Annotated in this window: 21 protein-coding genes and 1 tRNA gene; 10 read left to right on the forward strand and 12 right to left on the reverse strand. The window is 70.5% G+C overall.

The features are described from left to right. Positions 1 to 38: 38 nt before the first annotated feature. Entirely contained in the window at positions 39 to 1928 is a 1890-nt protein-coding gene (locus H7J06_RS25850; protein WP_275079929.1) for an ATP-dependent DNA helicase, read from the reverse strand. An 84-nt stretch (positions 1929 to 2012) separates the two neighbouring features. After that, positions 2013 to 3350 (reverse strand): nicotinate phosphoribosyltransferase, encoded by a 1338-nt coding sequence (locus tag H7J06_RS25855; protein WP_264042274.1) that lies wholly within the window; start codon positions 3348 to 3350, stop codon positions 2013 to 2015. Positions 3351 to 3406: 56 nt separating this feature from the next. Here H7J06_RS25855 and clpS point away from each other — a divergent pair, with 56 nt between their 5' ends. The 7 genes from clpS (at position 3407) to rdgB (ending at position 8405) form a co-directional block, all read left to right on the forward strand. After that, positions 3407 to 3721: an ATP-dependent Clp protease adapter ClpS gene (gene clpS, locus H7J06_RS25860; protein WP_264042275.1), complete on the forward strand. Its 315-nt coding sequence runs from the start codon at positions 3407 to 3409 to the stop codon at positions 3719 to 3721. Between the two features lie 11 nt (positions 3722 to 3732). Next, positions 3733 to 4314, forward strand: coding sequence for an oxidative stress transcriptional regulator AosR (gene aosR, locus H7J06_RS25865; protein WP_264042329.1), 582 nt, complete (start codon positions 3733 to 3735; stop codon positions 4312 to 4314). A gap of 2 nt (positions 4315 to 4316) precedes the next feature. After that, positions 4317 to 5345, forward strand: a complete 1029-nt coding sequence (locus H7J06_RS25870; RefSeq protein ID WP_264042276.1) for a P1 family peptidase — start codon at positions 4317 to 4319, stop codon at positions 5343 to 5345. Positions 5346 to 5394: 49 nt separating this feature from the next. Continuing rightward, positions 5395 to 6051, forward strand: coding sequence for a rhomboid family intramembrane serine protease (locus H7J06_RS25875; protein WP_264042277.1), 657 nt, complete (start codon positions 5395 to 5397; stop codon positions 6049 to 6051). Positions 6052 to 6222: 171 nt separating this feature from the next. Next, on the forward strand, positions 6223 to 6996 hold the full coding sequence (locus tag H7J06_RS25880) for a cyclic nucleotide-degrading phosphodiesterase (RefSeq protein WP_264042278.1): 774 nt from the start codon (positions 6223 to 6225) through the stop codon (positions 6994 to 6996). Between the two features lie 30 nt (positions 6997 to 7026). Then, a complete protein-coding gene (gene rph / locus H7J06_RS25885) occupies positions 7027 to 7809 on the forward strand; it encodes a ribonuclease PH (protein WP_264042279.1) in 783 nt (260 codons plus the stop codon). Beyond that, the gene (gene rdgB / locus H7J06_RS25890; RefSeq protein WP_264042330.1) at positions 7806 to 8405 is read left to right on the forward strand and encodes an RdgB/HAM1 family non-canonical purine NTP pyrophosphatase; all 600 of its coding nucleotides are present in this window, start codon (positions 7806 to 7808) and stop codon (positions 8403 to 8405) included. Before rph ends, rdgB begins: the two co-directional genes overlap by 4 nt. Positions 8406 to 8417: 12 nt before the next feature. Here the strand turns inward: rdgB and H7J06_RS25895 are convergent, their stop codons facing one another. After that, positions 8418 to 8786, reverse strand: coding sequence for a DUF3817 domain-containing protein (locus H7J06_RS25895; RefSeq protein ID WP_264042280.1), 369 nt, complete (start codon positions 8784 to 8786; stop codon positions 8418 to 8420). Then, positions 8783 to 9169, reverse strand: coding sequence for a hypothetical protein (locus tag H7J06_RS25900; RefSeq protein WP_264042281.1), 387 nt, complete (start codon positions 9167 to 9169; stop codon positions 8783 to 8785). The genes H7J06_RS25895 and H7J06_RS25900 overlap by 4 nt, the downstream gene beginning before the upstream one ends. Positions 9170 to 9341: 172 nt before the next feature. Between H7J06_RS25900 and H7J06_RS25905 the strand changes: the two genes are divergently transcribed. Together H7J06_RS25905 and H7J06_RS25910 are read left to right on the forward strand one after the other, a co-directional pair. Continuing rightward, positions 9342 to 9425 (forward strand) — tRNA-Leu (locus H7J06_RS25905). Positions 9426 to 9486: 61 nt separating this feature from the next. Continuing rightward, positions 9487 to 10425, forward strand: coding sequence for an NmrA family NAD(P)-binding protein (locus H7J06_RS25910; protein WP_264042282.1), 939 nt, complete (start codon positions 9487 to 9489; stop codon positions 10423 to 10425). Here the strand turns inward: H7J06_RS25910 and H7J06_RS25915 are convergent. Continuing rightward, the gene (locus H7J06_RS25915) at positions 10403 to 11389 is read right to left on the reverse strand and encodes a GlxA family transcriptional regulator (protein WP_264042283.1); all 987 of its coding nucleotides are present in this window, start codon (positions 11387 to 11389) and stop codon (positions 10403 to 10405) included. The genes H7J06_RS25910 and H7J06_RS25915 overlap by 23 nt on opposite strands. Positions 11390 to 11481: 92 nt before the next feature. Between H7J06_RS25915 and H7J06_RS25920 the strand changes: the two genes are divergently transcribed. Beyond that, positions 11482 to 12120, forward strand: a complete 639-nt coding sequence (locus H7J06_RS25920) for an HD domain-containing protein (RefSeq protein WP_264042284.1) — start codon at positions 11482 to 11484, stop codon at positions 12118 to 12120. Positions 12121 to 12170: 50 nt separating this feature from the next. On the opposite strand, the gene H7J06_RS25925 is transcribed toward H7J06_RS25920, so the two are convergent. The 7 genes from H7J06_RS25925 to H7J06_RS25955 form a co-directional block, all read right to left on the reverse strand. Beyond that, positions 12171 to 13970 carry a sulfatase-like hydrolase/transferase gene (locus H7J06_RS25925; protein WP_264042331.1) on the reverse strand — a complete coding sequence of 600 codons (1800 nt, stop codon included), beginning with the start codon at positions 13968 to 13970 and terminating at the stop codon, positions 12171 to 12173. Positions 13971 to 13998: 28 nt separating this feature from the next. Then, on the reverse strand, positions 13999 to 14466 hold the full coding sequence (locus tag H7J06_RS25930; RefSeq protein WP_264042285.1) for an SRPBCC family protein: 468 nt from the start codon (positions 14464 to 14466) through the stop codon (positions 13999 to 14001). 34 nt (positions 14467 to 14500) lie between these two features. After that, entirely contained in the window at positions 14501 to 16903 is a 2403-nt protein-coding gene (locus H7J06_RS25935; RefSeq protein ID WP_264042286.1) for a lysylphosphatidylglycerol synthase transmembrane domain-containing protein, read from the reverse strand. Between the two features lie 102 nt (positions 16904 to 17005). Then, the gene (locus H7J06_RS25940) at positions 17006 to 17815 is read right to left on the reverse strand and encodes an SDR family NAD(P)-dependent oxidoreductase (protein ID WP_264042287.1); all 810 of its coding nucleotides are present in this window, start codon (positions 17813 to 17815) and stop codon (positions 17006 to 17008) included. A 31-nt stretch (positions 17816 to 17846) separates the two neighbouring features. Then, entirely contained in the window at positions 17847 to 19403 is a 1557-nt protein-coding gene (locus H7J06_RS25945; protein WP_264042288.1) for an FAD-binding protein, read from the reverse strand. Between the two features lie 9 nt (positions 19404 to 19412). Continuing rightward, on the reverse strand, positions 19413 to 20249 hold the full coding sequence (locus H7J06_RS25950) for a mycofactocin-coupled SDR family oxidoreductase (RefSeq protein ID WP_264042289.1): 837 nt from the start codon (positions 20247 to 20249) through the stop codon (positions 19413 to 19415). Next, positions 20246 to 21082 carry an oxidoreductase gene (locus tag H7J06_RS25955; RefSeq protein WP_264042290.1) on the reverse strand — a complete coding sequence of 279 codons (837 nt, stop codon included), beginning with the start codon at positions 21080 to 21082 and terminating at the stop codon, positions 20246 to 20248. Before H7J06_RS25955 ends, H7J06_RS25950 begins: the two co-directional genes overlap by 4 nt. Position 21083 lies beyond the last annotated feature (1 nt).

Here is a 21083-nt window from a genome sequence, read left to right on the forward strand (position 1 = left end):
AGCGCCAGGGACCCCGATCCCATGTTCCGGGGCCGGGCCTACCCCTCGCGCAGGCGTTCCAACGCCCGTCGCACCTGGCTGGGATCGGTGGTCGCCCAGAACGGGGGCAGGGAGGCGCGAAGGAAGCCGGCGTAGCGTGCGGTCGCCATCCGCGAGTCCAGGACCGCCACCACGCCCCGGTCGTCGACGCTGCGGAGCAGACGACCGGCGCCCTGGGCCAGCAGCAGCGCCGCGTGGGTGGCGGCGACCGCCATGAACCCGTTGCCGCCGTGGGCGGCCACCGCCCGCTGGCGGGCCGTGACGAGCGGATCGTCGGGGCGGGGGAACGGGATCCGGTCGATCAGCACCAGGGACAGCGACGGCCCCGGCACGTCGACGCCCTGCCACAGCGACAGCGTGCCGAACAGCGTCGTCGCGTCGTCGGCGGCGAAGCGGCGGACCAGCGCCGTGGTGGTGTCCTCACCCTGGCAGAGCACGGGCGTGTCGAGCCGGGCGCGCATGGCCTCCGCGGTCGCCTTGGCGGCCCGCATCGACGAGAACAACCCCAGCGTCCTGCCGCCCGCCGCGGTGACGAGCGCCTCGATCTCGTCGAGCTGTTCGGTCGAGCCGGTGCCGTCGCGGCCGGGTGGGGGCAGGTGCGCGGCGACGTAGAGGATGCCCGACTTCGCATGGGCGAAGGGCGATCCGACGTCGACGCCCTTCCACGTGGGCGCCTCCGCGCCGGCCAGACCCCAGGACCGGGCCATGGAGTCGAACGTGCCGCCGATGGTCAACGTCGCCGAGGTGAGGATCACCGTCGACTGCTCGAAGAGCCTGTTGCGCAACAACATTGCCACCGACAACGGTGCCACCCGCAATATCGACCGTCGGTTGCCGCGCACCTCGTCCTGGTCCAGCCACACCACGTCGGTGCGGTCCGGAATCGCCGGGCCGTAGGAGACCAGGATGCGCGACGCGGTGTCGCTGACGTCGTTGAGCGCCGTGACGGCCTCGTTGCGGGCGGCCGCCGCCTTGGGATCGGTCGGGGCGGTGTCGATCGCCGTCCGCACCCGGTCCGCCGAATCCCGCAGCGCGGTGAGATAGGTGGCCATCTCCTCGTCGAGGACGTCCTTGCGACCGGGTTCCCAGTCGTAGAGCGCGGAGGTGAACGTCGCAATCGACGCCTCGAAGCGTTCCGCGGTCTCCGGGTCGACGAGTCGCGCCGAGCGCCGAAGCGCCATGCCCAGCATGGTCGCCGACAACTCGCCGGTGGCCACGCTGGTCACGCGGTCGACCAGTTCGTGGGCCTCGTCGACCACGAGCAGCTGGTGCTCGGGCAGCACGTTGATGTCGGAGATCGCGTCGATGGCCAGCAGGGCGTGATTGGTGACGACGATGTCCGCGGTGGCGGCGGTGCCGCGGGCCTTCTCGGCGAAGCAGTCCGCGCCGTACGTGCACCGGGCCGCCCCGATGCACTCCCGGGCGGACACGCTGACCTGACTCCAGGACCGGTCGGCGACGCCGGGCACCACTTCGTCGCGATCCCCGGACTCGGTGTCCGAGGCCCACTCGATCAGGCGCTTGACGTCGCGGCCCAACGCGGTCGTCGCGACGGCGTCGAACAGCTCGTCCTGCGGGAGGTCGTCGGAGTCGGAGGCACCGTTGTGAACCTTGTTCAGGCACAGGTAGTTTCCGCGTCCCTTGAGCAGGGCGAACTCCGGGCGGCGGGGCACCTCGCCGGTGAGTGCGTCGGCCAGCCGGGGCAGGTCGCGGTCGAACAGCTGGCGTTGCAGGGCGATGGTGGCCGTCGAGATCACCACCGGTTCGGCCCGCTCCATCGCGCGTTTGATCGCCGGCACCAGGTACGCCAGCGACTTGCCGGTGCCGGTGCCGGCCTGGACCGCGAGGTGCTCGCCGCTCTCGAAGGCGTGGTCGACGGCCTCGGCCATCTCGATCTGGCCGCTGCGCTCGGTGCCGCCCAGCGCGGTGACGGCCTTGTCCAACAGCTCCTTGACGTCGCCCGTGACTCCTCCTCAGGCCCGGCGCGTGGCGTCGACCATGCGGGTGGGGATCGCGGGCTCGCCGCTGGACAGGCCCAACCCGTCCCAGGGCAGGCTGACCAGTCCCGCCGCGACGCGGGCCCGCGCGGACTGCAGGTCGGAATTGGCCACGACCTCACCGCCGCGCACCAGCGGGTGGGCCAGCGCCGTGGCGACCAATCCGTCGGCCTCGACCGCGGGCTGATCGGCCAACTGGACGACCTCCTCGACGACGGTGCCCGTGGGCTTGGCCAGCCGGTAGGCCTGCTTGCGGCCGCCGTGGGACTCCTTGTGGCTGCTGCGCTTGGCGACGGGCACGCCGTCCACCTCGACGAGCTTGTAGACCATGCCCGCCGTGGGGGAGCCCGACCCGGTGACCAGCGAGGTACCCACGCCATAGGAGTCCACCGGCTCGGCCCGCAGCGCGGCGATCGCGAACTCGTCGAGGTCACTGGTCACCACGATCCGCGTGTTCGGCGCACCTAGCTCGTCGAGCTGGGCGCGGACCTGGCGCGCCAGAACGCCCAGGTCGCCCGAGTCGATGCGAACCGCGCCCAACTCGGGGCCGGCGACGGCGACGGCGTTGGCCACCCCGGCGGTGATGTCGTAGGTGTCGACGAGCAACGTGGTGCCGACGCCGAGGGCGTCGACCTGCGCCCGGAACGCCGCCTGCTCGTCGGGCCCGTCGGGGGAGGTGTGCAGCAGCGTGAACGCGTGCGCGCTGGTCCCGAGCGCGGGGACGCCGAAGCGGCGCTGCGCCTCCAGATTCGACGATCCGCTGAAACCCGCGACATAGGCGGCGCGCGCGGCGGCGACGGCCGACATCTCGTGGGTGCGCCGGGAGCCCATCTCGATGAGCGGCCGGCCCTCCGCGGCGCTGACCATCCTGGCCGCCGCCGAGGCGATCGCGCAGTCGTGGTTGAGGATCGACAACGCCAGGGTCTCCAGCAGCACGCACTCGGCGAAGGAGCCGTGCAACGACAGAACGGGGGAGCCCGGGAAGTACAGCTCGCCCTCGGGGTAGCCGTCAACGTCGCCGGTGAACCGGTAGTCGGCCAGATAGGCCAGCGTCGTCTCGTCGAGGAAGTCCGCCACCAGGGCCAGTGCGGCGTCGTCGAACCTGAAGCGCGGCAGGGCTTCCAGGAATCGCCCCGTCCCGGCGACGACGCCGTAGCGCCGGCCGTCGGGAAGTCTGCGGGCGAAGACCTCGAACGTCGTCCCCCGGTGGGCCGTGCCGTCACGCAGCGCCGCGGCGAGCATCGTCAGCTCGTACTTGTCGGTGAGCAAAGCCGTCACCGCGCACTCCTCGCGCGTGGGCTCGTGGAAAGTCACAGCGCCAACCGTAGCCGTTGGGACCGTCGCCGAGACGGGTGTCTATTCTTGGCGGCATGGTTACCCCGGCGCGAACCAAGCCTGGGACTCGCGTGGAACGCGACGTGGAGACCACCACGGACGAACAAGTGGCCACCGAGAGTCCGTGGGTCACCCTTGTCTGGGACGATCCGGTGAACCTCATGTCGTACGTGACGTACGTGTTCCAGAAGCTCTTCGGTTACAGCGAACCGCACGCGACCAAGCTGATGATGCAGGTGCACGAGGAAGGCAAGGCCGTGGTGTCGGCGGGAAGTCGGGAATCCATGGAGGTCGACGTGACCAAACTCCATGCGGCGGGCCTCTGGGCCACCATGCAGCAGGATCGTTGAGCCCGTCCAACGTGCGTAAGTGGAAGCGTGTGGAAACCGCGGAGGGGACGCGGTTTCGGTCTGCCCTCGCGGCGCACGAGGCGACGTTGCTGCAGAGCCTCGTCAACTCGCTGATGGACATGCTCGTCGACCGCGAAACGTCCTCGCCCACCGACGAACTCGAAGAACTCACCGGCATGCGGACCGGCCACTCGAAGCCGCCCGAGGACGACACGATGTTGCGGTTGCTACCGGACTTCTTCCGCCCGCAGCACGACCACCCGGCGGGCTCGCGCACCGCGGAGAGCCTCAACAGCGCGCTCCGCAGCCTGCACGAGCCCGAGATCATCGAGGCGAAACGCCATGCGGGACAACGGATGCTCGCCACGCTGCCCGCCGGCGGGGGTCGGTTCGAGATCGCCGAGGACGACGCGCACTGCTGGGCCGCCTGCGTCAACGACCTCCGGCTGGCGCTGGGGACCATGCTCGAGATCGGCGCCGACGGCCCCGACCACCTGCCGGCCGAACATCCGATGGCGGGCCACCTGGACGTGTACCAGTGGCTGACCGTCCTGCAGGAGTATCTGGTGCTCGGGCTGATGGGCAAGAAGTAGACGTGCCGGGCTCGATCACCGACGTGTCCGGCATCCTCGTCGGCAACCATCACCGGCTGGATCCCGACGCGACCCTGGGTGCCGGGTGGGCGTGCGGCACCACCGTGGTCCTGGTCCCGCCGGGCACGACCGGCGCGGTCGACGTGCGGGGCGGCGCGCCAGGCACCAGGGAGACCGACCTGCTTGACCCCGCCAACACCGTGCGCTACGTCGACGCCGTCGTGCTGACGGGCGGCAGTGCCTACGGACTCGCGGCCGCCGACGGCGTCATGCAGTGGCTGGAACGGCACGATCGCGGGGTGGCGATGGACGGCGGCCTGGTGCCGATCGTGCCCGCCGCGGTGATCTTCGACCTTCCCGTCGGCGGGTGGCAGTGCCGCCCGACCGCCGACTTCGGCGCCGCCGCGGCCGACGCCGCCGGCGTCGAGGTGCCGATGGGCAACGTCGGCGCGGGGGTGGGTGCCCGAGCCGGCGTGCTCAAGGGCGGTCTGGGCACCGCGTCGGTGGTTCTCGACGACATCGGCGTCACCGTCGGCGCGGTCGTGGTGGTGAACTCGGCGGGCAACGTGGTCGACCCGCGCACCGGACTGCCGTGGATGGCCGACCTGGTCGCCGACTGGGGCCTGACCCCGCCACCCGCCGATCAGATCGCGGCGCTGGCCGACCGTGACGCCGAACTGTCACCCCTGAACACGACGATCGCCGTCGTCGCCACCGACGCCGCGCTGAGCAAGTCGGCGTGCAAGCGCGTGGCCGTCGCCGCCCAAGACGGCTTGGCGCGCACCACGAGGCCGTCGCACACCCCGCTCGACGGCGACACCGTCTTCGCGTTGTCCACCGGGGCCGTCGAGGTCGCACCCGCATCCGACGTCCCGGCCGCGATGTCGCCGGAGACCACGTTGACCACGCGCGTCGGCGCGGCCGCCGCCGACTGCCTGGCCAGCGCGGTGCTCGCCGCGGTGCTGGCCGCCGAGACGATCGCCGGCGTGCCGAGCTACCGCGACCTGCTGCCGGGAGCGTTCACGACGTAGTGGGTCCCGGCGCGCGCCGGTAGCCTCGTTGGGGAGCGGAAGGGCGGCAATGGCGACGAGTGGAACCGGTCTCACGGCGAACCCGAAGAAACCCGGCTGGATGGTCGGCGGCGCCACCGTCCTCGCGTTCGTGGCGCTGCTGTACGTCGTCGAGGCCGTCGACCAGGTGTCCGGCAGTCGACTCGAGCAGGACGGCATCCGGCCACTCGAGGTGGACGGACTGTGGGGAATCCTCTGGGCCCCGCTGCTCCACGCGAACTGGGCGCACCTCGCCGCCAACACCGTGCCCGCGCTGGTCCTCGGCTTCCTGGTCTCACTCGCGGGAATGGCCCGGTTCGTCTACGCGACCGCCATCGTGTGGATCCTCGGTGGGCTCGGCACGTGGCTCATCGGCAACCTCGGCGCCCCGGCCGGTGTGGAGACCAACCACATCGGTGCCTCCGGGCTGATCTTTGGTTGGTTGACGTTCCTGATCGTGTTCGGGTTCTTCACCCGCCACGCCTGGCAGATCGTCGTCGGAATCGTGGTCTTCCTCGTCTACGGGGGCGTGCTGTGGGGCGCGCTGCCCGGCACGTTCGGGGTGTCGTGGCAGGGCCACCTGTGCGGTGGCATCGCCGGCGTCTTCGCCGCGTACGTGCTCTCGGGTCCCGAGCGACGAACGAGGGCCAAGCGCACGCCGAAGATCGCGCCACGCTCGGCCGTCTGAGCATCCGTTGCGCTTTGCTGACACGAGGCTTTCGCCACAATCGCGTCGCGCCGCGGGCGCCGTCTCGGTGGGCGTCGGGCCAGCTGAGAGCTCACGATTCGCCCGGTTCATGACACTGGGAACGAATTGCACTGATGTTTTCGTCACGCGCGGATCGGGCATGGCAAGCTGATGGGCGTGCGAGTCACCGTACTGGGCTGTTCCGGTAGCGTCACCGGGCCGGATTCGCCTGCTTCCGGGTACCTGGTCACGGCGCCGGACACCCCGCCGCTGGCCGTCGACTTCGGCGGCGGAGTGCTCGGCGCACTGCAGCGCCACGCCGACCCCGGCACCGTCAACGTCCTCCTCTCGCACCTGCATGCCGACCACTGCCTGGACCTACCCGGTCTGTTCGTCTGGCGTCGCTATCACCCGACACCCCCCAAGGGCCGAGCGCTGATGTACGGACCGGCCGACACGTGGTCGCGGCTGGGCGCGGCGTCCTCACCGGAGGGTGGTGAGATCGACGACTTCACCGACATCTTCGACATTCACCAGTGGGTGGACGGTGAAGCGGTCCAGATCGGGGCGCTGAACGTGCTGCCCCGCTTGGTGTGTCATCCGACGGAGTCCTACGGCATGCGCTTCACCGATCCGTCCGGGGCGACGCTGGTCTACAGCGGTGACACGGGCTACTGCGACGAGCTGATCGAATTGGCCACCGGCGCCGACGTCTTCCTCTGCGAGGCGTCGTGGACGCACGCCGCCGACCGGCCGCCGAAGCTGCACCTCTCGGGCACCGAGGCGGGCCGCGTGGCCGCCAAGGCCGGGGTGCACGAGCTGCTGTTGACCCACATCCCGCCGTGGACGTCGCGTGAGGACGTCATCAGTGAGGCCAAGGCGGAGTTCGACGGACCGGTGCACGCCGTCGTGTGCAACGAGGCGTTCGAGGTCGTGGCGCACTAGCCACCACCCCGTACCGGTTAGGGTTGGCGGGTGTCCAGACGAGAAGACGGACGACTCGACGACGAGTTGCGACCGGTAACCATCACCCGCGGCTTCACCAAGCATCCGGCCGGATCCGTCCTCGTCGAGTTCGGTCAGACGCGCGTGATGTGCACGGCCAGCGTCACCGAGGGCGTGCCGCGCTGGCGCAAGGGCTCGGGGTTGGGCTGGCTGACCGCCGAATACGCGATGCTGCCCGCCGCCACCCACACGCGCTCGGACCGTGAGTCGGTCCGGGGCAAGGTCGGCGGCCGCACCCAGGAGATCAGCCGACTGGTCGGACGCTCGCTGCGGGCGTGCATCGACCTTGCGGCGCTGGGGGAGAACACGGTCGCCATCGACTGCGACGTGCTGCAGGCCGACGGCGGCACCCGGACCGCGGCCATCACCGGTGCGTACGTGGCCCTGTCCGACGCGGTCACCTATCTGTCGGCCGCCGGGCGGCTGTCGGACCCGCGGCCGTTGTCGTGCGCCATCGCGGCGGTGTCGGTCGGCGTCGTCGACGGGCGGGTGCGCACCGATCTGCCGTACGAGGAGGACTCCCGCGCCGAGGTCGACATGAACGTCGTCGCCACTGACACCGGGACCCTCGTCGAGATCCAGGGCACCGGCGAGGGTGCGACCTTCCCCCGCACGACGCTGGACAAGATGCTCGACGCCGCGCTGGCCGCCTGCGACCAGTTGTTCGTGGTGCAGCGCGACGCACTTGCGCTGCCCTACCCGGGCGAGCTGCCGGAGCCGACGACGCCGCCCAAGAAGGCGTTCGGAAGCTGACCGTTCTGCTGGTCGCCAGCCGCAACCCGAAGAAGCTGGCCGAATTGCGCCGCGTGCTCGACGACGCCGGCGTCGGGGGTCTGCGCCTGCTGTCACTCGACGACGTGGAGCCGTTCGAGGAGGCGCCCGAGACGGGTGCCACGTTCGAGGAGAACGCGTTGGCCAAGGCGCGCGATGCGTATCGGGCGAGCGGGCTCGCCTCGGTGGCCGACGATTCGGGGCTCGCCGTCGACGCGCTCAACGGGATGCCCGGCGTGCTCTCCGCGCGGTGGGCGGGGGCCCACGGCGACGACGTCGCCAATCTCCAACTGCTGCTTGGTCAGCTGCACGACGTTCCCGACGACCGGCGCGGTGCGTCGTTCGTCTCGGCGTGCGCACTGGTGTCGTCGGCGGGCGAGAGCGTGTTCCGTGGGGAGTGGACCGGCCGCATCGCCCGCGCCCCCCGGGGCGACGGAGGGTTCGGATACGACCCGATCTTCGTGCCGGCCGGCTCGGATCGCTCCGCGGGCGAACTGACCCCGGCGGAGAAGGATGCCGCGTCCCATCGTGGGCGCGCCCTGGGCCTGCTGCTGCCCGCGTTGCGCGCGTTGGTCTGACCGGCCGCAGCCTCAGAGGTCGTAGGCGGCCTTGATCTGCTTGGTCTGGAAGTGCTCCACGATGACGCCGAGCAGCGGGATGGTGCCGGCCAACAGCACGCCGATGGTCTTGCCGATGGGCCACCGCACCTTGGTGGCGAGGTTCGCGGCCGACAGCAGGTAGGCGAAGTACACCCAGCCGTGCACGACGCCGATCCAGCTCGGCGGATCCTCGACCTGCACGATGTACTTCAGCACCATTTCGTAGCAGAGCGCGATCAGCCAGAGCCCCGTGGTCCAGGCCAGGACGCGGTAGGCGATCAGTGCCTTGCGGATGGGCTCCTTCGGGGTCCGCGGTGACGACTCGTCGGCAACGGGTGCGTCGGGTTCGGGACTGCTCATGTCGTGGTCCTGTCGTCGGTGTCGGGGCGGCGGTCGGCCTTGGCGAGCTCGGCCAGGTACGCGTTGTACTCGGAAAGCGTGGGGTCGTCGTCGTGGTGCGCGGCGACCGTGGGCCGCTCGGGCAGCAGACCGTCGGGGATCTCGGTCGGCTTGTCGTGGTCCGGCCTCGGCGGCGGGGCCTCTTCGTAGCGGACGAACTTGTAGTACGCATAGAAGCAGAAGCCGCCGAACATGGGCCACTGCAGGGCGTACCCGAGATTCTGGAACGAGCCGGACGCCGACTCGTAGCGCGTCCACTGCCACCAGGCCAGGACCAGGCAGCCCGCTGCGGCGACGAACACCAGCGCGACGAGCGCCGGTCTCCTACGCCGTGTAGTGGACATTCGTCCACGGTACCGCGACGGACGTGGCCGCCGGCGCACTCCTCGGTGGCCCGGTCGACGTCAGCCAGGGCTCGAGGTCGATCGCCCACGGCAGCCGTACTCCGCGCCGCACGTGACGTGACCGTGCGCTGCCCGAGAGGCATCCGATGATGCAGGTACGATTTCACGCGTTGCGGGCGTGATGGAATTGGCAGACATGATGGCTTTAGGTGCCATTGCTCGGAAGAGCGTGGGGGTTCGAGTCCCCCCGCCCGCACTGCGAGGGAACCGTAGTAACGTCTCCACCTGAGTATTGTCAACCATACCCAGGAGGATTGATGGCCGAAGAAGCGAAGCCGCTCGTACTGGTGATCGGCGCCGGTGGGCACGGTGGCACCGGACGGCGCGTCGTCGAGCAACTCCTGGCCCGCGGTCGCGCGGTTCGACTGTTCCTGCGTTCCCGCGGCGCGCACGTGGACGATCTCGAGCGTCGGGGCGTTCAGGTGGTCATGGGCGACCTGATGGACCGCAGGACGCTCGTCGACGCGGTCGCGGGAGTCGACGCCGTCTACTTCGCCTACCCGATCGCCGCGGGTGCCGTCGCGGCCGCCTCGAACCTGGCCTCGGTGCTGCGGGCCGATGGGGTGTCGCCCCACCTCGTGGTGATGTCGATGGGCCCCTCCGCGGCCGACAGCCCGAGCGCGCTCGGTCGCGCGCAGTGGGTTGCCGAGGAGGTGTTCACTTGGGCCGGCCTCGATCCCACCGTGCTCAGGGTCGCGGCGCTGTTCTACGAGAACGTCGTCGTGTTGCACGGCAAGGAAATTCGCGAAACCGGCCGGTTCGCCAACAGCTTCGGCACGGCACCCGCGCCGTGGATCGGTGGGCGCGACGCCGCCGACCTCGCCGTCGCCGCGTTGGTCGACCCCGACCGCTTCGCCGGCGCCAAGGTCAGCTATCCGCCGGGAGCGGAACTGCTCAGCCACGTTCAGATCGCCGAGGCGATCAGCGCGGAGATCGGCAGCGCGGTCGAGTTCGCGCCGATCTCCGCCGGGGAATGGCAGCGAACGTTGGAGGACGCCTCGATGTCTTCTGGCGTCGTCAACGACGCCATGGCACAACACATCTCGGCGGTCGGGGCCCAGTTGGCCCAGCGCGCCGGCGCGGCGATCGTGCCGGACCCGAAGAAACTGTCCGACGTCATCGGCCGGGAACCGCAGTCCTTCGTCGAGTTCGTCCGCGACAACCGCGAAGCGTTCACGTCGACCGGGACGTCCTGAAGCGACTGCGGTAGGCGCTGGGGGTGATGCCGAGCTCGCGGTGAAACAGCCGGCGCAACGACTCGCTCGAGCCCACCCCCGTCTGCTCGGCCACCTGGTCGAGTGTCGCGTGGCCACTGGTCAACGCCGCGCACGCTGCCTCCAGGCGGGTCCGGTCGACGAAGTGCTGTGGGGTGTGGCCGGTTTCGGCGAGGAACAAGCGCGACAGGTGCCGCGGGCTGACGCCGGCTCCGTCCGCGAGACTGGCCAACGTGTGGTTGCGGCGGGGGTTCTCGGTGATGTCGTCCATCACCATGCGCACCACGGAGTGATCGGTGGGCTGCGCGTCGAGGCGCACGCTGAACTGGGACTGGTCACCAGGGCGGGCCATGAACACGACCAGGTCCCTGGCAACCTCCCTGGCGAGCACCGGTCCGTGATCCTGCTCGATCAGCGACAGGACCAGGTCGATGCCCGCCGTGACGCCGGCCGAGGTCGTGAACGTGCCGTCGGTGACGAACAACGACGCCGAGTCGACGGTCACCTCTGGATAGCGTGCGGCCAGGTGGCGGGCCAGCTTCCAGTGCGTGGCGACGCGGCGACCGTCGAGCAGCCCCGTCGCCGCCAGCGGGAAGGCGCCCGCGCAGATGGACACCGTGCGACGGCTGCGCTGGGAGAGGTCCCGCACCGCGGCGACGAGGGCGGTGTCGGTGACGCTGGCCTGCCAGTTCGGCGACCCCGGCACCAGCAGCGTGCCGAACGTCGCAGGAAGGTCGTCGACGCCCGCGTCCGCGCCGTGGCGGGCACCCGAGCTGGCCACCACGTCGGCACCGGTCAGCGAGGCGTGGGTGATGCGGTAGGCCGCACCGAAGGCGTTGGCCGAGGCGAACGCGTCGATCGGACCCGCGACGTCGAGCATCTGGACTCCGTCGTAGAGCAGGACCACGACGTCGTGCGCTTCAGTGTCCATATCTGAGGTTTTCATGTCTGGAAGCGCACGGCACGGGCGCCTCCGTCGGACCGATAGTCGAAGGAGTAGACCGGCACCACCGCCGGCCACGTCGAAGGGAACACATCATGACCGAGAACATTGCGGGCGTCGCGATACCGGACAGCGCGCTGGTGAAGGACGCGACCGAGTTGATCCGGGACACCACCACCGAGTTGATCTTCCACCACTCGCGCCGGGTGTTCCTGTTCGGCAGCCTGCAGTCGCGCAGATTCGGGATCACCCCCGACGCCGAATTGCTGTACGTCGCCGCACTGTTCCACGACACCGGGCTGGTGCCGCCGTACCGAGGCACCGCCCAGCGGTTCGAGATGGACAGTGCCGACGCCGCGCGGGAATTCCTGCTCTCACACGGCTTCTCGCGTCCGGAGACCGACGTCGTGTGGACGGCGATCGCGCTGCACACCACGCCCGAGGTGCCCTACGGGCTGGACCCGGTGATCGCTGCGACCACCGCCGGCGTGGAGACCGACGTGCTGGGACTCCGGTTGGACGCGATCGACTCCGCGGAGATCGACGCCGTGACCTCGGCGCACCCGCGACCGAACTTCAAGGCCCAGATCCTGCAGGCCTTCGCCGACGGCTTCTCCGACCGCCCGGACACCACCTTCGGCACCGTCAACGCCGACGTCCTCGAACACTTCGTGCCCGGCTTCACGCGAACCGACTTCGTCGACGTGATCACCAACTCCGCCTGGCCGGAGTGAGTCGGCGCGCCGAGACAGTACCCACTGTTGCCCGTGGGGCGTCTGCGCGACTACCCGTGCTGTCTCGGCGAGAGGGTCTTGCCGAGCGCCCAACGAATCACGCCCCCCGACCGGCCGGCCGGGGGCTGACGGTCGGCGTACGGCCACGGTCGATTGCGCTCGGGCACCGAGGTGGCCCGCGCCTGCTTGAGCTGCACGCGTAGGTGCGCGCGGACGTCGTGCAGGGCCGGGTCGTCCCACCGGTTGTCGGCCTCGACGGGATCGGCAGTCAGGTCGTAGAGCTCCCACTGGTCGTCGAGCGGATCGGTCCGGTACACGTCGCGGCCGAAGCCGTTGGCGGCCAGGTGACGCACGCCTGGCTCGGTCCAGGTCGACGGATCGTCGAAGGTGCGCACCAGCTTCCACAGATGGCCGTCACCACCGGGGGCGTCGGCGTCGTCCACGCGCACCACCAAGCCCTCGAAGTTGGACGCCACGTGCGCGGGAATCCTGATACGCAGCGGCGCAGGCGGATTCACCGTCAGACCCATTCCGCGGGCGGCCGCCGAGGCGCCGGTGTCACCCTCGAGCACGTTGTCCCGCGTCATCAGGTACACCGCCCGGCCCTCGTCCGGGGCCGCGCCGTCCACGACCGGCATGAGGTCGCGGCCAGGCAGCGGGTGCACCTCCGAGAAGGACTCCGAGAGCACGTCGGCGACGACGTCGACGTCCACGCCCGCAGCGCCGAGCAGGGTGGGCACCAGGTCGACGTGCGACGTCGGTGCCGAGACGGTCCGTGCCGCCGTCGCGTCCGCACCGACCCGGGCGATGACGAACGGCACCCGGGTGGCTTCGTCGTACAGGTTGAACCACTTCTGATTCAGCCCGCCGTGGGCGCCGAGGAGATCGCCGTGATCCGAGGTCCGCACCAGGACCGCGTTCTCGGACCCGCCCTCGGTGACCGCGCGCCGCACCCGGTCGAGCGGTTCGTCCACTTCGGCGTGCAGGCGGTAGTACAGATCGCGGTACTGCTGCGCGTTGCGCTTGTATCCGCGGCCGATCGCCGGTGCCGGACCGTAGCCGGAGTAGTACGCCTCGCGAAACGCGATCTGTGCGGCCGGCTTGGTGCGCAGGTCCTCGTCGGCGGTCGGTGGCGCCGGCACGTGCGGCGGATCCAACGACGGCGACGCGGTCAGCGGACTGCGGCGTTGCCACGCCGGGAACAGCACGATGTCGTGCGGGTTGACGAAGCTGGCGACCAGGAGGAACGGACGCATCGCGGCCTCGTCACCGGCACGGCGTCGCTCGTAGCGGTCGGTCAGCCAGGCCACCACGCGGTCGGCGAACAGCGGATCGCGTCGAAACCCGCTGTTGGCCAACGCCGCACCGTGCGGCTCGGGGCCCACCCAGCCGGAGAAGCCGTACGGGCCGAGCGGGTCGGCGTCCAGATAACGCCGAACCGCGGCGTCGTCGACGACGCCGTCGTCGTCATTGGTGGCCAACGTCTCGCCGGTGACCGGGTCCTGGAGATCGGCGTGCGAGATGTGCCACTTGCCGTCGTAATGGGTGTCGTACCCCGCGGCGCGGAACCAGTTGCCGAGCGTCGGCACCTCGCCACTGCGCAGCCACCGCAGCCGCGAGTCGTCGTACCGCTTGCCGATCCCGTCGGTCTGGGTCACCCCGTGCAGGTCGGGATACTGGCCGGTGAAGATCGTCGGGCGGCTCGGCACGCACGCCAACGACCCCGTGTAGTGCCGCTCGAAGCTCACGCCGTGCTCGTCGAACCACCGTCGCCCGCCGAGGGCGCGGCGGCGCCAGGCCAACAGGTCCGGCGACTCGTACGGCGGTATGGCGCGCTCCTCGTCGGTCATCAGGATGACGACGTCGGGGCGATGCGGGTCAGCCACGGGTGTGCTCCGTTCGTCGGGCCAAGCCGGTGAGCATCGACTCGGACAGTTTGGCCATGCCGCGGCAGACGACCCATTCGGCCGCGCCGGCAACCGGGCCCGCGCCGACGTCGACCGTGCTGGTCACCGTGACCTCCGTCGAGGTGCCGGCCGGCCGCAACGTCCACCGGTTGACGACGGTGCGCAGCCGGCTGGGGAGGCCCTCGACGTGATAGGCCAGCGCCACGGCCGGGTCGAATTCGGTGATGCGTTCCACCAGCACGTTGCGCCCCACCTGGACGCGGCGCGTCGTGCCCGCTGCCGCCCCTCCCGGCCCGCGCGTGAGGATGCAGGAGTGGTCGACGTCGTCCACCCACGCACTGAGGGACCCGAAGTCGGCGAGGACGTCCCAGATCGTCTGCGGCGGGGCGGTTATCGTGCGGCTGCGGCTGAGGTCTGCCACCCCGTCATCAAACACCATCGGCGGCGACCGCGGGCGAGAGTGCGCCAGCCGGTCAGATCATGTCCCGTCTGGTCAGCCACCGCATCACCGGCCAGCCGACGAACACGGGCAGCCAGCAGGTGAGCACCCGGTAGAGCAGGACCGACGGCACGGCGACCGCGGCGGGCACGCCGAACGCGGCGAGTCCACCGATCAGCGCGGCTTCGACGGCGCCGACGCCACCGGGGGTGGGGGCGGCCGAGGCCAGGGTGCCGCCGATCATCGTGACGACGGTGACCGTGACGAAGGTGGTGCCGCCGCCGAACGCCCCGACGCTGGCCCAGAGTGCCAGTGCCGCACCGAGAGTCGTCGCGGCGCAACCCGCCACGATGATTGCGAGGCGCTTTGGCTCGCGCGCCAGTTCGACGAGCTCACCGCCCAGCTCCTTGATGCGGGGCCGCAGCTCGGTACCCAGCCAGCGTCGCAGCTTGGGTACGAACGTGAAGACGCCGACGATGCCGAGCGCCACGCCGCCGATGAGGTAGAGCACCGTGGTCTTGGGGACGAAGTGGGACAGGTTCGCCGACGTTCCGGCGATCACGCTGAAGAAGATGAGCAGCCCCACGTGGGTGATCACCTGTACCGACTGCTGCAGTGCCACCGCGGCGGTGGCCCGCAGCGCGCCGAGCCCGCCCTTCTGGAGGAACCGGGTGCTGAGGGCGAGTCCGCCGACGCCGGCGGGCGTCGTGGTGGCGGCAAACGTGTTGGCCACCTGCATGATCGTGAGGTTGCGGAAGCTCACCGCCCCCGAGGCGCACGCCCACAGGGCCGCGGCCGCCCCCACGTACGTCAGCGCCGACACCGCCAACCCGAGCAGCGCCCACCACCAGTTGGCGGTGCGCAACTCCGAGAAGAACGCGGGCACGGTGCTGATGAACGGATAGGCGACGTAGACCAGCGCCACCAGCAGCACCAGCTGGATCACCTGGATCCTGGTGAAGCGGGTGATGGTCTCGGCCTTGATCTGGTCGGCACCCGTCTGGTGCATCACCTCGTCACGGGCCGTCGACATCACGGTCGCCGGATCCATCACCGAGGCGCGAATGTGCTTGGGCAGAGCGGCTTTGGTGAGCCGGCGGGAGGCGTTGAGAACGGTGTCCCTGTCGAACTCTGCGATGGCGGCGCGCACCGCCGCCTCGGCGCCGAAGATCGCCGTCGTCGTCACCAGCAGGGCGGCGATGTCGGCCTGGAGCAGGACGTCGGTGGCGCCGTATTCGGCGCTGCCGAACCCGCCGAACAGCGCCGTGGGGTCACCGTCGCCGACGTCGACGGTGATCTCCTTGCCCCGCAGGTCGCCGTGGGAGATCTGGTGGCCGTGGAGTGTGGCCAGCGCCTTCCAGACGGGGGCGACCAGCGATTCGTCGGCGGAGGTCTCGTCGAGCGCCACCCCGCGCGTGGGGGTGTGGGCGTAGAGCGTCCAGCCGCGGTCGAGGGCGGACAGCGCGACCGTCGTGCTGTTCGCCACGCCCAGGTCGCCGATGGCGATGGCCATCAGGCCGCGATGCTCGACGGCGCGCCGCATCGAGGCGTGCAGGGGAGCGGTCTCGCTGTTGCGCAACCGCGCCCGCCGCCAGATCTGGCTCATGATGCCGCCGCTGCGCTGGTTGGGTCCGTACATCTCGAGGATCGCCCGGGACCCCGGTTCGTCCTCGGGGTCGTCGGTCGCCGCCCACAACACCAGCGGTCCCGGACCGGCGGGCCGGATCACCGTCAGCCCGGTCACCGGGAACCCGCGGCGGACCAGCGCGCGCACGGCCCCGTCGAGCGGCACCTCGAGCGCGGGGGTCCCGACCACCAGCACCGTCAGCGCCCCCACGAACCACCCCACCGCCAGCCCCAACAGCGACCGGGCGGGCACCACGGCGCTGACGACGAGGTGAATGGGCACGAAGGCGAGCAGCAGCGTCCACCACCAGCGGCGCCAGCGGGCCTCCAGCCACGGCCCCGACACCGTCAGCATCGCAGCGAGCATGGCGATCCAGCGCGGGTCGTCGAGGAACTGCGACAGCAGGGTCTGCAGGCGGTCGTCGAGGTCGAAGTGCCAGCGCGGCGCCGCGAAGCCGTTGGAGTTGATCGACAGCGCCAGAACGGCGATCGCCGCGGCCGTGGCGTAGGCGCCGAGCAGTCGCCATCGACGGGCGGTGACCAGCCCGATCAGGATCGCGAACGGCAGCGCCAGAATGGCGACGCCGTAAGCCAGGTACACGAGGTTCGACTGCGTCGGGGTCAGCAGCGCGACGATCCCCGAGATGGAACGCTCCAGCGCCACCCAGTCCCGGCGGGTGATGAGTGAACCGGTGATGACCACGACCAGGAAGAGCGCCGCCAGCGCCAACCGGAAGATGTCGTTGGTGCGACGGACGAGGGGCTGCAACAGGTCGCCGGAAACGGCAACGTCCCGCCCGTCAACTCGCATGCCTTAAGGATGTCTTCCGATCGAACGTCGTGCCGCCTGGTCGGCGGCCCGCGGCCAACCTATCCCAGCCGCCGTCCGGTTCCCTGGATTCTCGGGCCCGAGCTACATGTGGGTGCCGCCGTCGACCCGGACCTCGGTGCCGGTCACCCAGTAGGCGTCCGGGGAGCCGAGCATCGCCACGACGCTGGCCACGGCGTCGGGCTTGGCGAACATCGCGCCGTCCTCCAGCGGCAGCACGGCCATGATCTTTCCGAGCAACGCGAAGTCCATGTCGTCGGGCAGGCCGGGTCCCACGCTCTGCCTGGACTCGCCGACGCCGTCGGTCATCCCCGACGAGACCGACCCCGGCTGCACGCAGTTGAACCGGATGCGTTCCTTGCTGAACTCCAGCGCGAGGGCGTGGGTCATCGCCTGCACGCCGCCCTTGGACGCGGCGTAGGCCGCCATGTACGGGTGGGCGAAGTTCGCCGAGGTGGAGCTGAAGTTGACGACGGCGGCCGCGGTGCCGCGGCGGAGCGCCGGGATGGCCTCGCGGGTGACGAGGAACGTGCCGAACAGGTTGACCCGCACCACCTTCTCGAAGTCGGCGAGCGTCGTGTCGACGAAGTGCGCCGACCGCAGGATGCCCGCGGCGTTGACCAACGTGTCCAGCCCGCCGACCGCGTCGACCGCTTCGGCCACCCCGGCGCGGACCGACGCCTCGTCGCCCACGTCCATCTGGACCGTCGACAGGCGTTCGCCGTGCGGGTCGGCCTTCGCCACGGTGTCGTCGAGCCCGGCGGCACTGATGTCGGCAGCGACGACGGTGCCGCCCTCGTCGAGGATGCGCAGAACGGTGGCCTGTCCGATACCGGAGCCACCTCCGGTGATCAGGACCCGACGGTCGGCGTAACGCTGCAGTGAGGAAGGCATGGCCGAATGATGCCCGTCGGAGGCGTCGGTGTCATGAAGTCGTGCGATCAGCCATGTGGAGAGCGGCGAGGTGGCTGAACAACATCGAGGCGCCGATCGGGTTGCCGCCGCCCGGATAGACCGTCCCGCTGACCGCGGCCATCGTGTTGCCCGCGGCATACAGGCCCGGGATCGGCCGGCCCGCGGCGTCCAGCACGCGGGCGTCGCGGTCGGTGCGCAAGCCGCCCTTGGTGCCGAGGTCGGACAGGCCGAACGCGGCGGCGTGGTACGGCGGCCTTGTCACCGGCACCAGGGGTGACGCGCCGCCGGTGAACGCGCGGTCGTAGGCCTCGTCGCCGCGGCCGAAGTCCGGATCGCGACCGTCGGCCGCCAATGCGTTGAAGCGCGAGACGGTGTCGACGAGCGTGGCGGGTGGGACGCCGATCGCCGCGGCGAGATCCTCCAGGGTGTCCGCGGTGTGCCACAGCCCCGCGTCGCGGTAGCGCTCGGTCTCGACGAGCGACACGCTCGCCGACAGCAGCGGCGGAGTCTCGCCGCCGGCGTCGTCGTAGACCATCCAGAACGGCAATTCCGCTGCGCCGGAGGCGATGTGTGCGATGACGTCACGACCCAGCCGGTCGTAGGGGGCCGACTCGTTGACGAAGCGTCGACCGTTGGAGTCGACGAAGATGCCGCCCGTGGCTCCCAGGGAGAAGGTCGACCGGCCGTCGGGGTGCGTCAATCCGGGAGACCACCAGGCCTGATCCATCAGGTCGGTGGCGGCACCGATCCGGATGGCCGCCCGATGTGCGGCGCCGGTGTTGTCCGGAGCGCCCATCGAATCGGCGGAACGCCCTGGCACGCCGTAGGTTTCGCGCATCTCGGTGTCGTGTTCGAACCCGCCGGCTGCAAGCAGGACGCCCCGGCGCGCGCGGATCCGTACGCGGGCGCCGTCGCGCCGGACGACGGCCCCGGTCACTGCGCCGTCGTCGACGACGAGGTCGGTCAGCGGGGACTCGAGGTGCACCGACGCGTGCGGATGACGCAGCAGAGCGGCCAGGAGGCGGCCGACGAGGGCGCGGCCACCGGTGAGCAGATCCGGCGCGGGTGTGCCGAGCCGTTCGGTGTCGAGCGGTCCGCGGATTCGGTCGGCGTGGGGGCCGAGGACCTCCGCCTTCAACGCTCGGGACACGATGTGGCGCATGCCGTCCAGACGCGCGTTCGGGGCCTTGCCGAAGTAGTCGGGCCACGGCAGCACCTTGAACGCGAACGCGTCGTCCTGCTCGAGATACTCGACCAGGCGCGCCCCGCCCTCGACGTAGGCGTCCTGCAGGTCCCGCGGCGTGCGGTCGCCCACGACGGCGTGGAAGTAGGTAAGCGCGTCGTCGATCGTGTCGTCGTCGGCGCCCGCCCGGCGCAGCACCGGGTTGCACGGGAACCACATTCCGCCGCCGCCGGAGTAGGCCGTCGTCCCCCCGAACTCGTCGGATGCCTCGACCAGGGCGACGGACAGGCCTTCGCGGGCGGCCGTGTAGGCGCCGGTGATGCCGCCGCCCGAGCCGACGACCACCACGTCGACGGTCTCGTCCCAGTCATCGTCGGTCGTCATGGTCGATCCTCAACTCCTCAGCGTGAATCCGGCGTCCAACGGCCACGAGGTGCCGGTGATGAACGCCGCGTCGTCGGACACCAGCCACGCCACCGCGGCCGCGATCTGCTCGGGTTGCAACAGTGCGATCGGCAGGGCGTTGCGCTGACTGACCAGCCACGGGTCACCCGCAGCGGCCAGCTTCATGGTGGTCTCGTTGAGGATCATGTCGGTCGCGACACCGCTGGGATGGATCACGTTCACCCGGATCGAGTGCTCGGCCAGCTGGTCGGCCCACACCTGCATCAGCGCCACCAGGGCTCGCTTGGAGGCGGCGTAGCCCTGAATGCCCGCGCGTTCGGTGCCGGCGGCCCTGATGCCCTGGGTCGAGCTGACCAGCACCACGGATCCGCCGCGGCCGCCGGCGACCATCGCCGGGATGGCTGCGTCCACGGTGTTCCACGCGCCGATCAGGTTGACCTCGACGACGTCGCGGAACGCCTTCGCCCGGTGGTCGGTGTCGCTGACCCGGATGATGCCGGCGTTGGCGATGACGACGTCCAGGCGGCCGAATCGTTCCACGCCGTCGGCGACCACGGCCGCGACCGCGTCGGGATCGCGAACGTCGGCCTGGGTGGCCAGGATTCGGCGGCCATGGGCCTGCACCAGGCGGACCGTCTCGGCCAGGTCGTCGGTGGTGGCGCCGGGGTAGTCGGTGGTGTCGAACTCGGCGCAGACGTCGACGGCCACGACGTCGGTGCCCCTGCTGGCGAGCGTGACGGCGTGGGCGCGGCCCATCCCGCGGGCGGCCCCGGTGACGAGGGCGACCTTGCCCGCGAGTTGCCCGTCGGGAGCGGACACCGTCACGAGCCCTTCGGGAAGTTGACGTCCTTGGTGACCGTCTCCCACTCGTCGATCGAGGCGGAGAACGCGGCGAGCTTGTCGCGCACCGCCTTCAGGACGTCCCTGCCGAGCAGCAGGCGCAGCGGCGGCGCGTCGAGGGTGGTCACCATGAGGACCGCCTCGGCGACCTTGCGGGGATCGCCGGGCAGATGGTTGGCGAACTCCTTGATCATCGTCTTGCGCGCGCCCACGTTGTCGTCGTAATCGCCGATGGAAGTGGAGGACTCCCACATCGACCGTGCCGCCCAGTCGGTGCGGAAGGCGCCGGGCTCGATTGCCGTCACCCTGATGCCGAGCGGCCCCACTTCTTGGGCGAGCGCCTCGGTGAGCGCTTCCAGGGCGAACTTCGTCGAGGAGTAGTAGCCGTTCGGCGGGTTCGCGACCAGACCCGTCATCGACGAGATGTTGACGATGTGCCCGGTGTGACGGGCCCGCATGCCGGGCAGCACGGCCTTGATCGTGTCGACCACGCCGAAGTAGTTGGTGTCGAACAACTTTCGCACCCGGTCGTCCTCGCCCTCCTCGATGGCGGACAGGTAACCGTTGCCGGCGTTGTTGACCAGGACGTCGACGCCGCCGAAGGCCTCGTCCGCGATTCGCACCGCCGCGGCGATCTGGGCCTTGTCGGTGACGTCGAGGGCGACGACCGCGGCGCGATCGCCGAAGTCGTCACCGAAGTCGGCGATCGACTCGGTGCGTCGGGCGGTCACCACCACGGAGTGGCCCGCCTCCAGTGCGGCACGGGCGATCTCGCGCCCGATGCCCGTCGAACATCCCGTGACCAACCAGCAGCCCATG

Origin of the sequence: Mycolicibacterium hodleri (assembly GCF_025822245.1) — a bacterium.
Lineage (GTDB): Bacteria > Actinomycetota > Actinomycetes > Mycobacteriales > Mycobacteriaceae > Mycobacterium > Mycobacterium hodleri.

Coding starts and splice junctions, on each gene's coding strand:
- H7J06_RS25850 (WP_275079929.1), bottom strand. CDS start 1,928: ATGGCCGAGGCCGTCGACCACGCCTTCGAGAGCGGCGAGCACCTCGCG.
- clpS (WP_264042275.1), top strand. CDS start 3,407: ATGGTTACCCCGGCGCGAACCAAGCCTGGGACTCGCGTGGAACGCGAC.
- H7J06_RS25875 (WP_264042277.1), top strand. CDS start 5,395: ATGGCGACGAGTGGAACCGGTCTCACGGCGAACCCGAAGAAACCCGGC.
- H7J06_RS25880 (WP_264042278.1), top strand. CDS start 6,223: ATGGGCGTGCGAGTCACCGTACTGGGCTGTTCCGGTAGCGTCACCGGG.
- H7J06_RS25895 (WP_264042280.1), bottom strand. CDS start 8,786: ATGAGCAGTCCCGAACCCGACGCACCCGTTGCCGACGAGTCGTCACCG.
- H7J06_RS25900 (WP_264042281.1), bottom strand. CDS start 9,169: ATGTCCACTACACGGCGTAGGAGACCGGCGCTCGTCGCGCTGGTGTTC.
- H7J06_RS25910 (WP_264042282.1), top strand. CDS start 9,487: ATGGCCGAAGAAGCGAAGCCGCTCGTACTGGTGATCGGCGCCGGTGGG.
- H7J06_RS25915 (WP_264042283.1), bottom strand. CDS start 11,389: ATGAAAACCTCAGATATGGACACTGAAGCGCACGACGTCGTGGTCCTG.
- H7J06_RS25920 (WP_264042284.1), top strand. CDS start 11,482: ATGACCGAGAACATTGCGGGCGTCGCGATACCGGACAGCGCGCTGGTG.
- H7J06_RS25925 (WP_264042331.1), bottom strand. CDS start 13,970: ATGACCGACGAGGAGCGCGCCATACCGCCGTACGAGTCGCCGGACCTG.
- H7J06_RS25930 (WP_264042285.1), bottom strand. CDS start 14,466: ATGGTGTTTGATGACGGGGTGGCAGACCTCAGCCGCAGCCGCACGATA.
- H7J06_RS25935 (WP_264042286.1), bottom strand. CDS start 16,903: ATGCGAGTTGACGGGCGGGACGTTGCCGTTTCCGGCGACCTGTTGCAG.
- H7J06_RS25940 (WP_264042287.1), bottom strand. CDS start 17,815: ATGCCTTCCTCACTGCAGCGTTACGCCGACCGTCGGGTCCTGATCACC.
- H7J06_RS25945 (WP_264042288.1), bottom strand. CDS start 19,403: ATGACGACCGACGATGACTGGGACGAGACCGTCGACGTGGTGGTCGTC.
- H7J06_RS25955 (WP_264042290.1), bottom strand. CDS start 21,082: ATGGGCTGCTGGTTGGTCACGGGATGTTCGACGGGCATCGGGCGCGAG.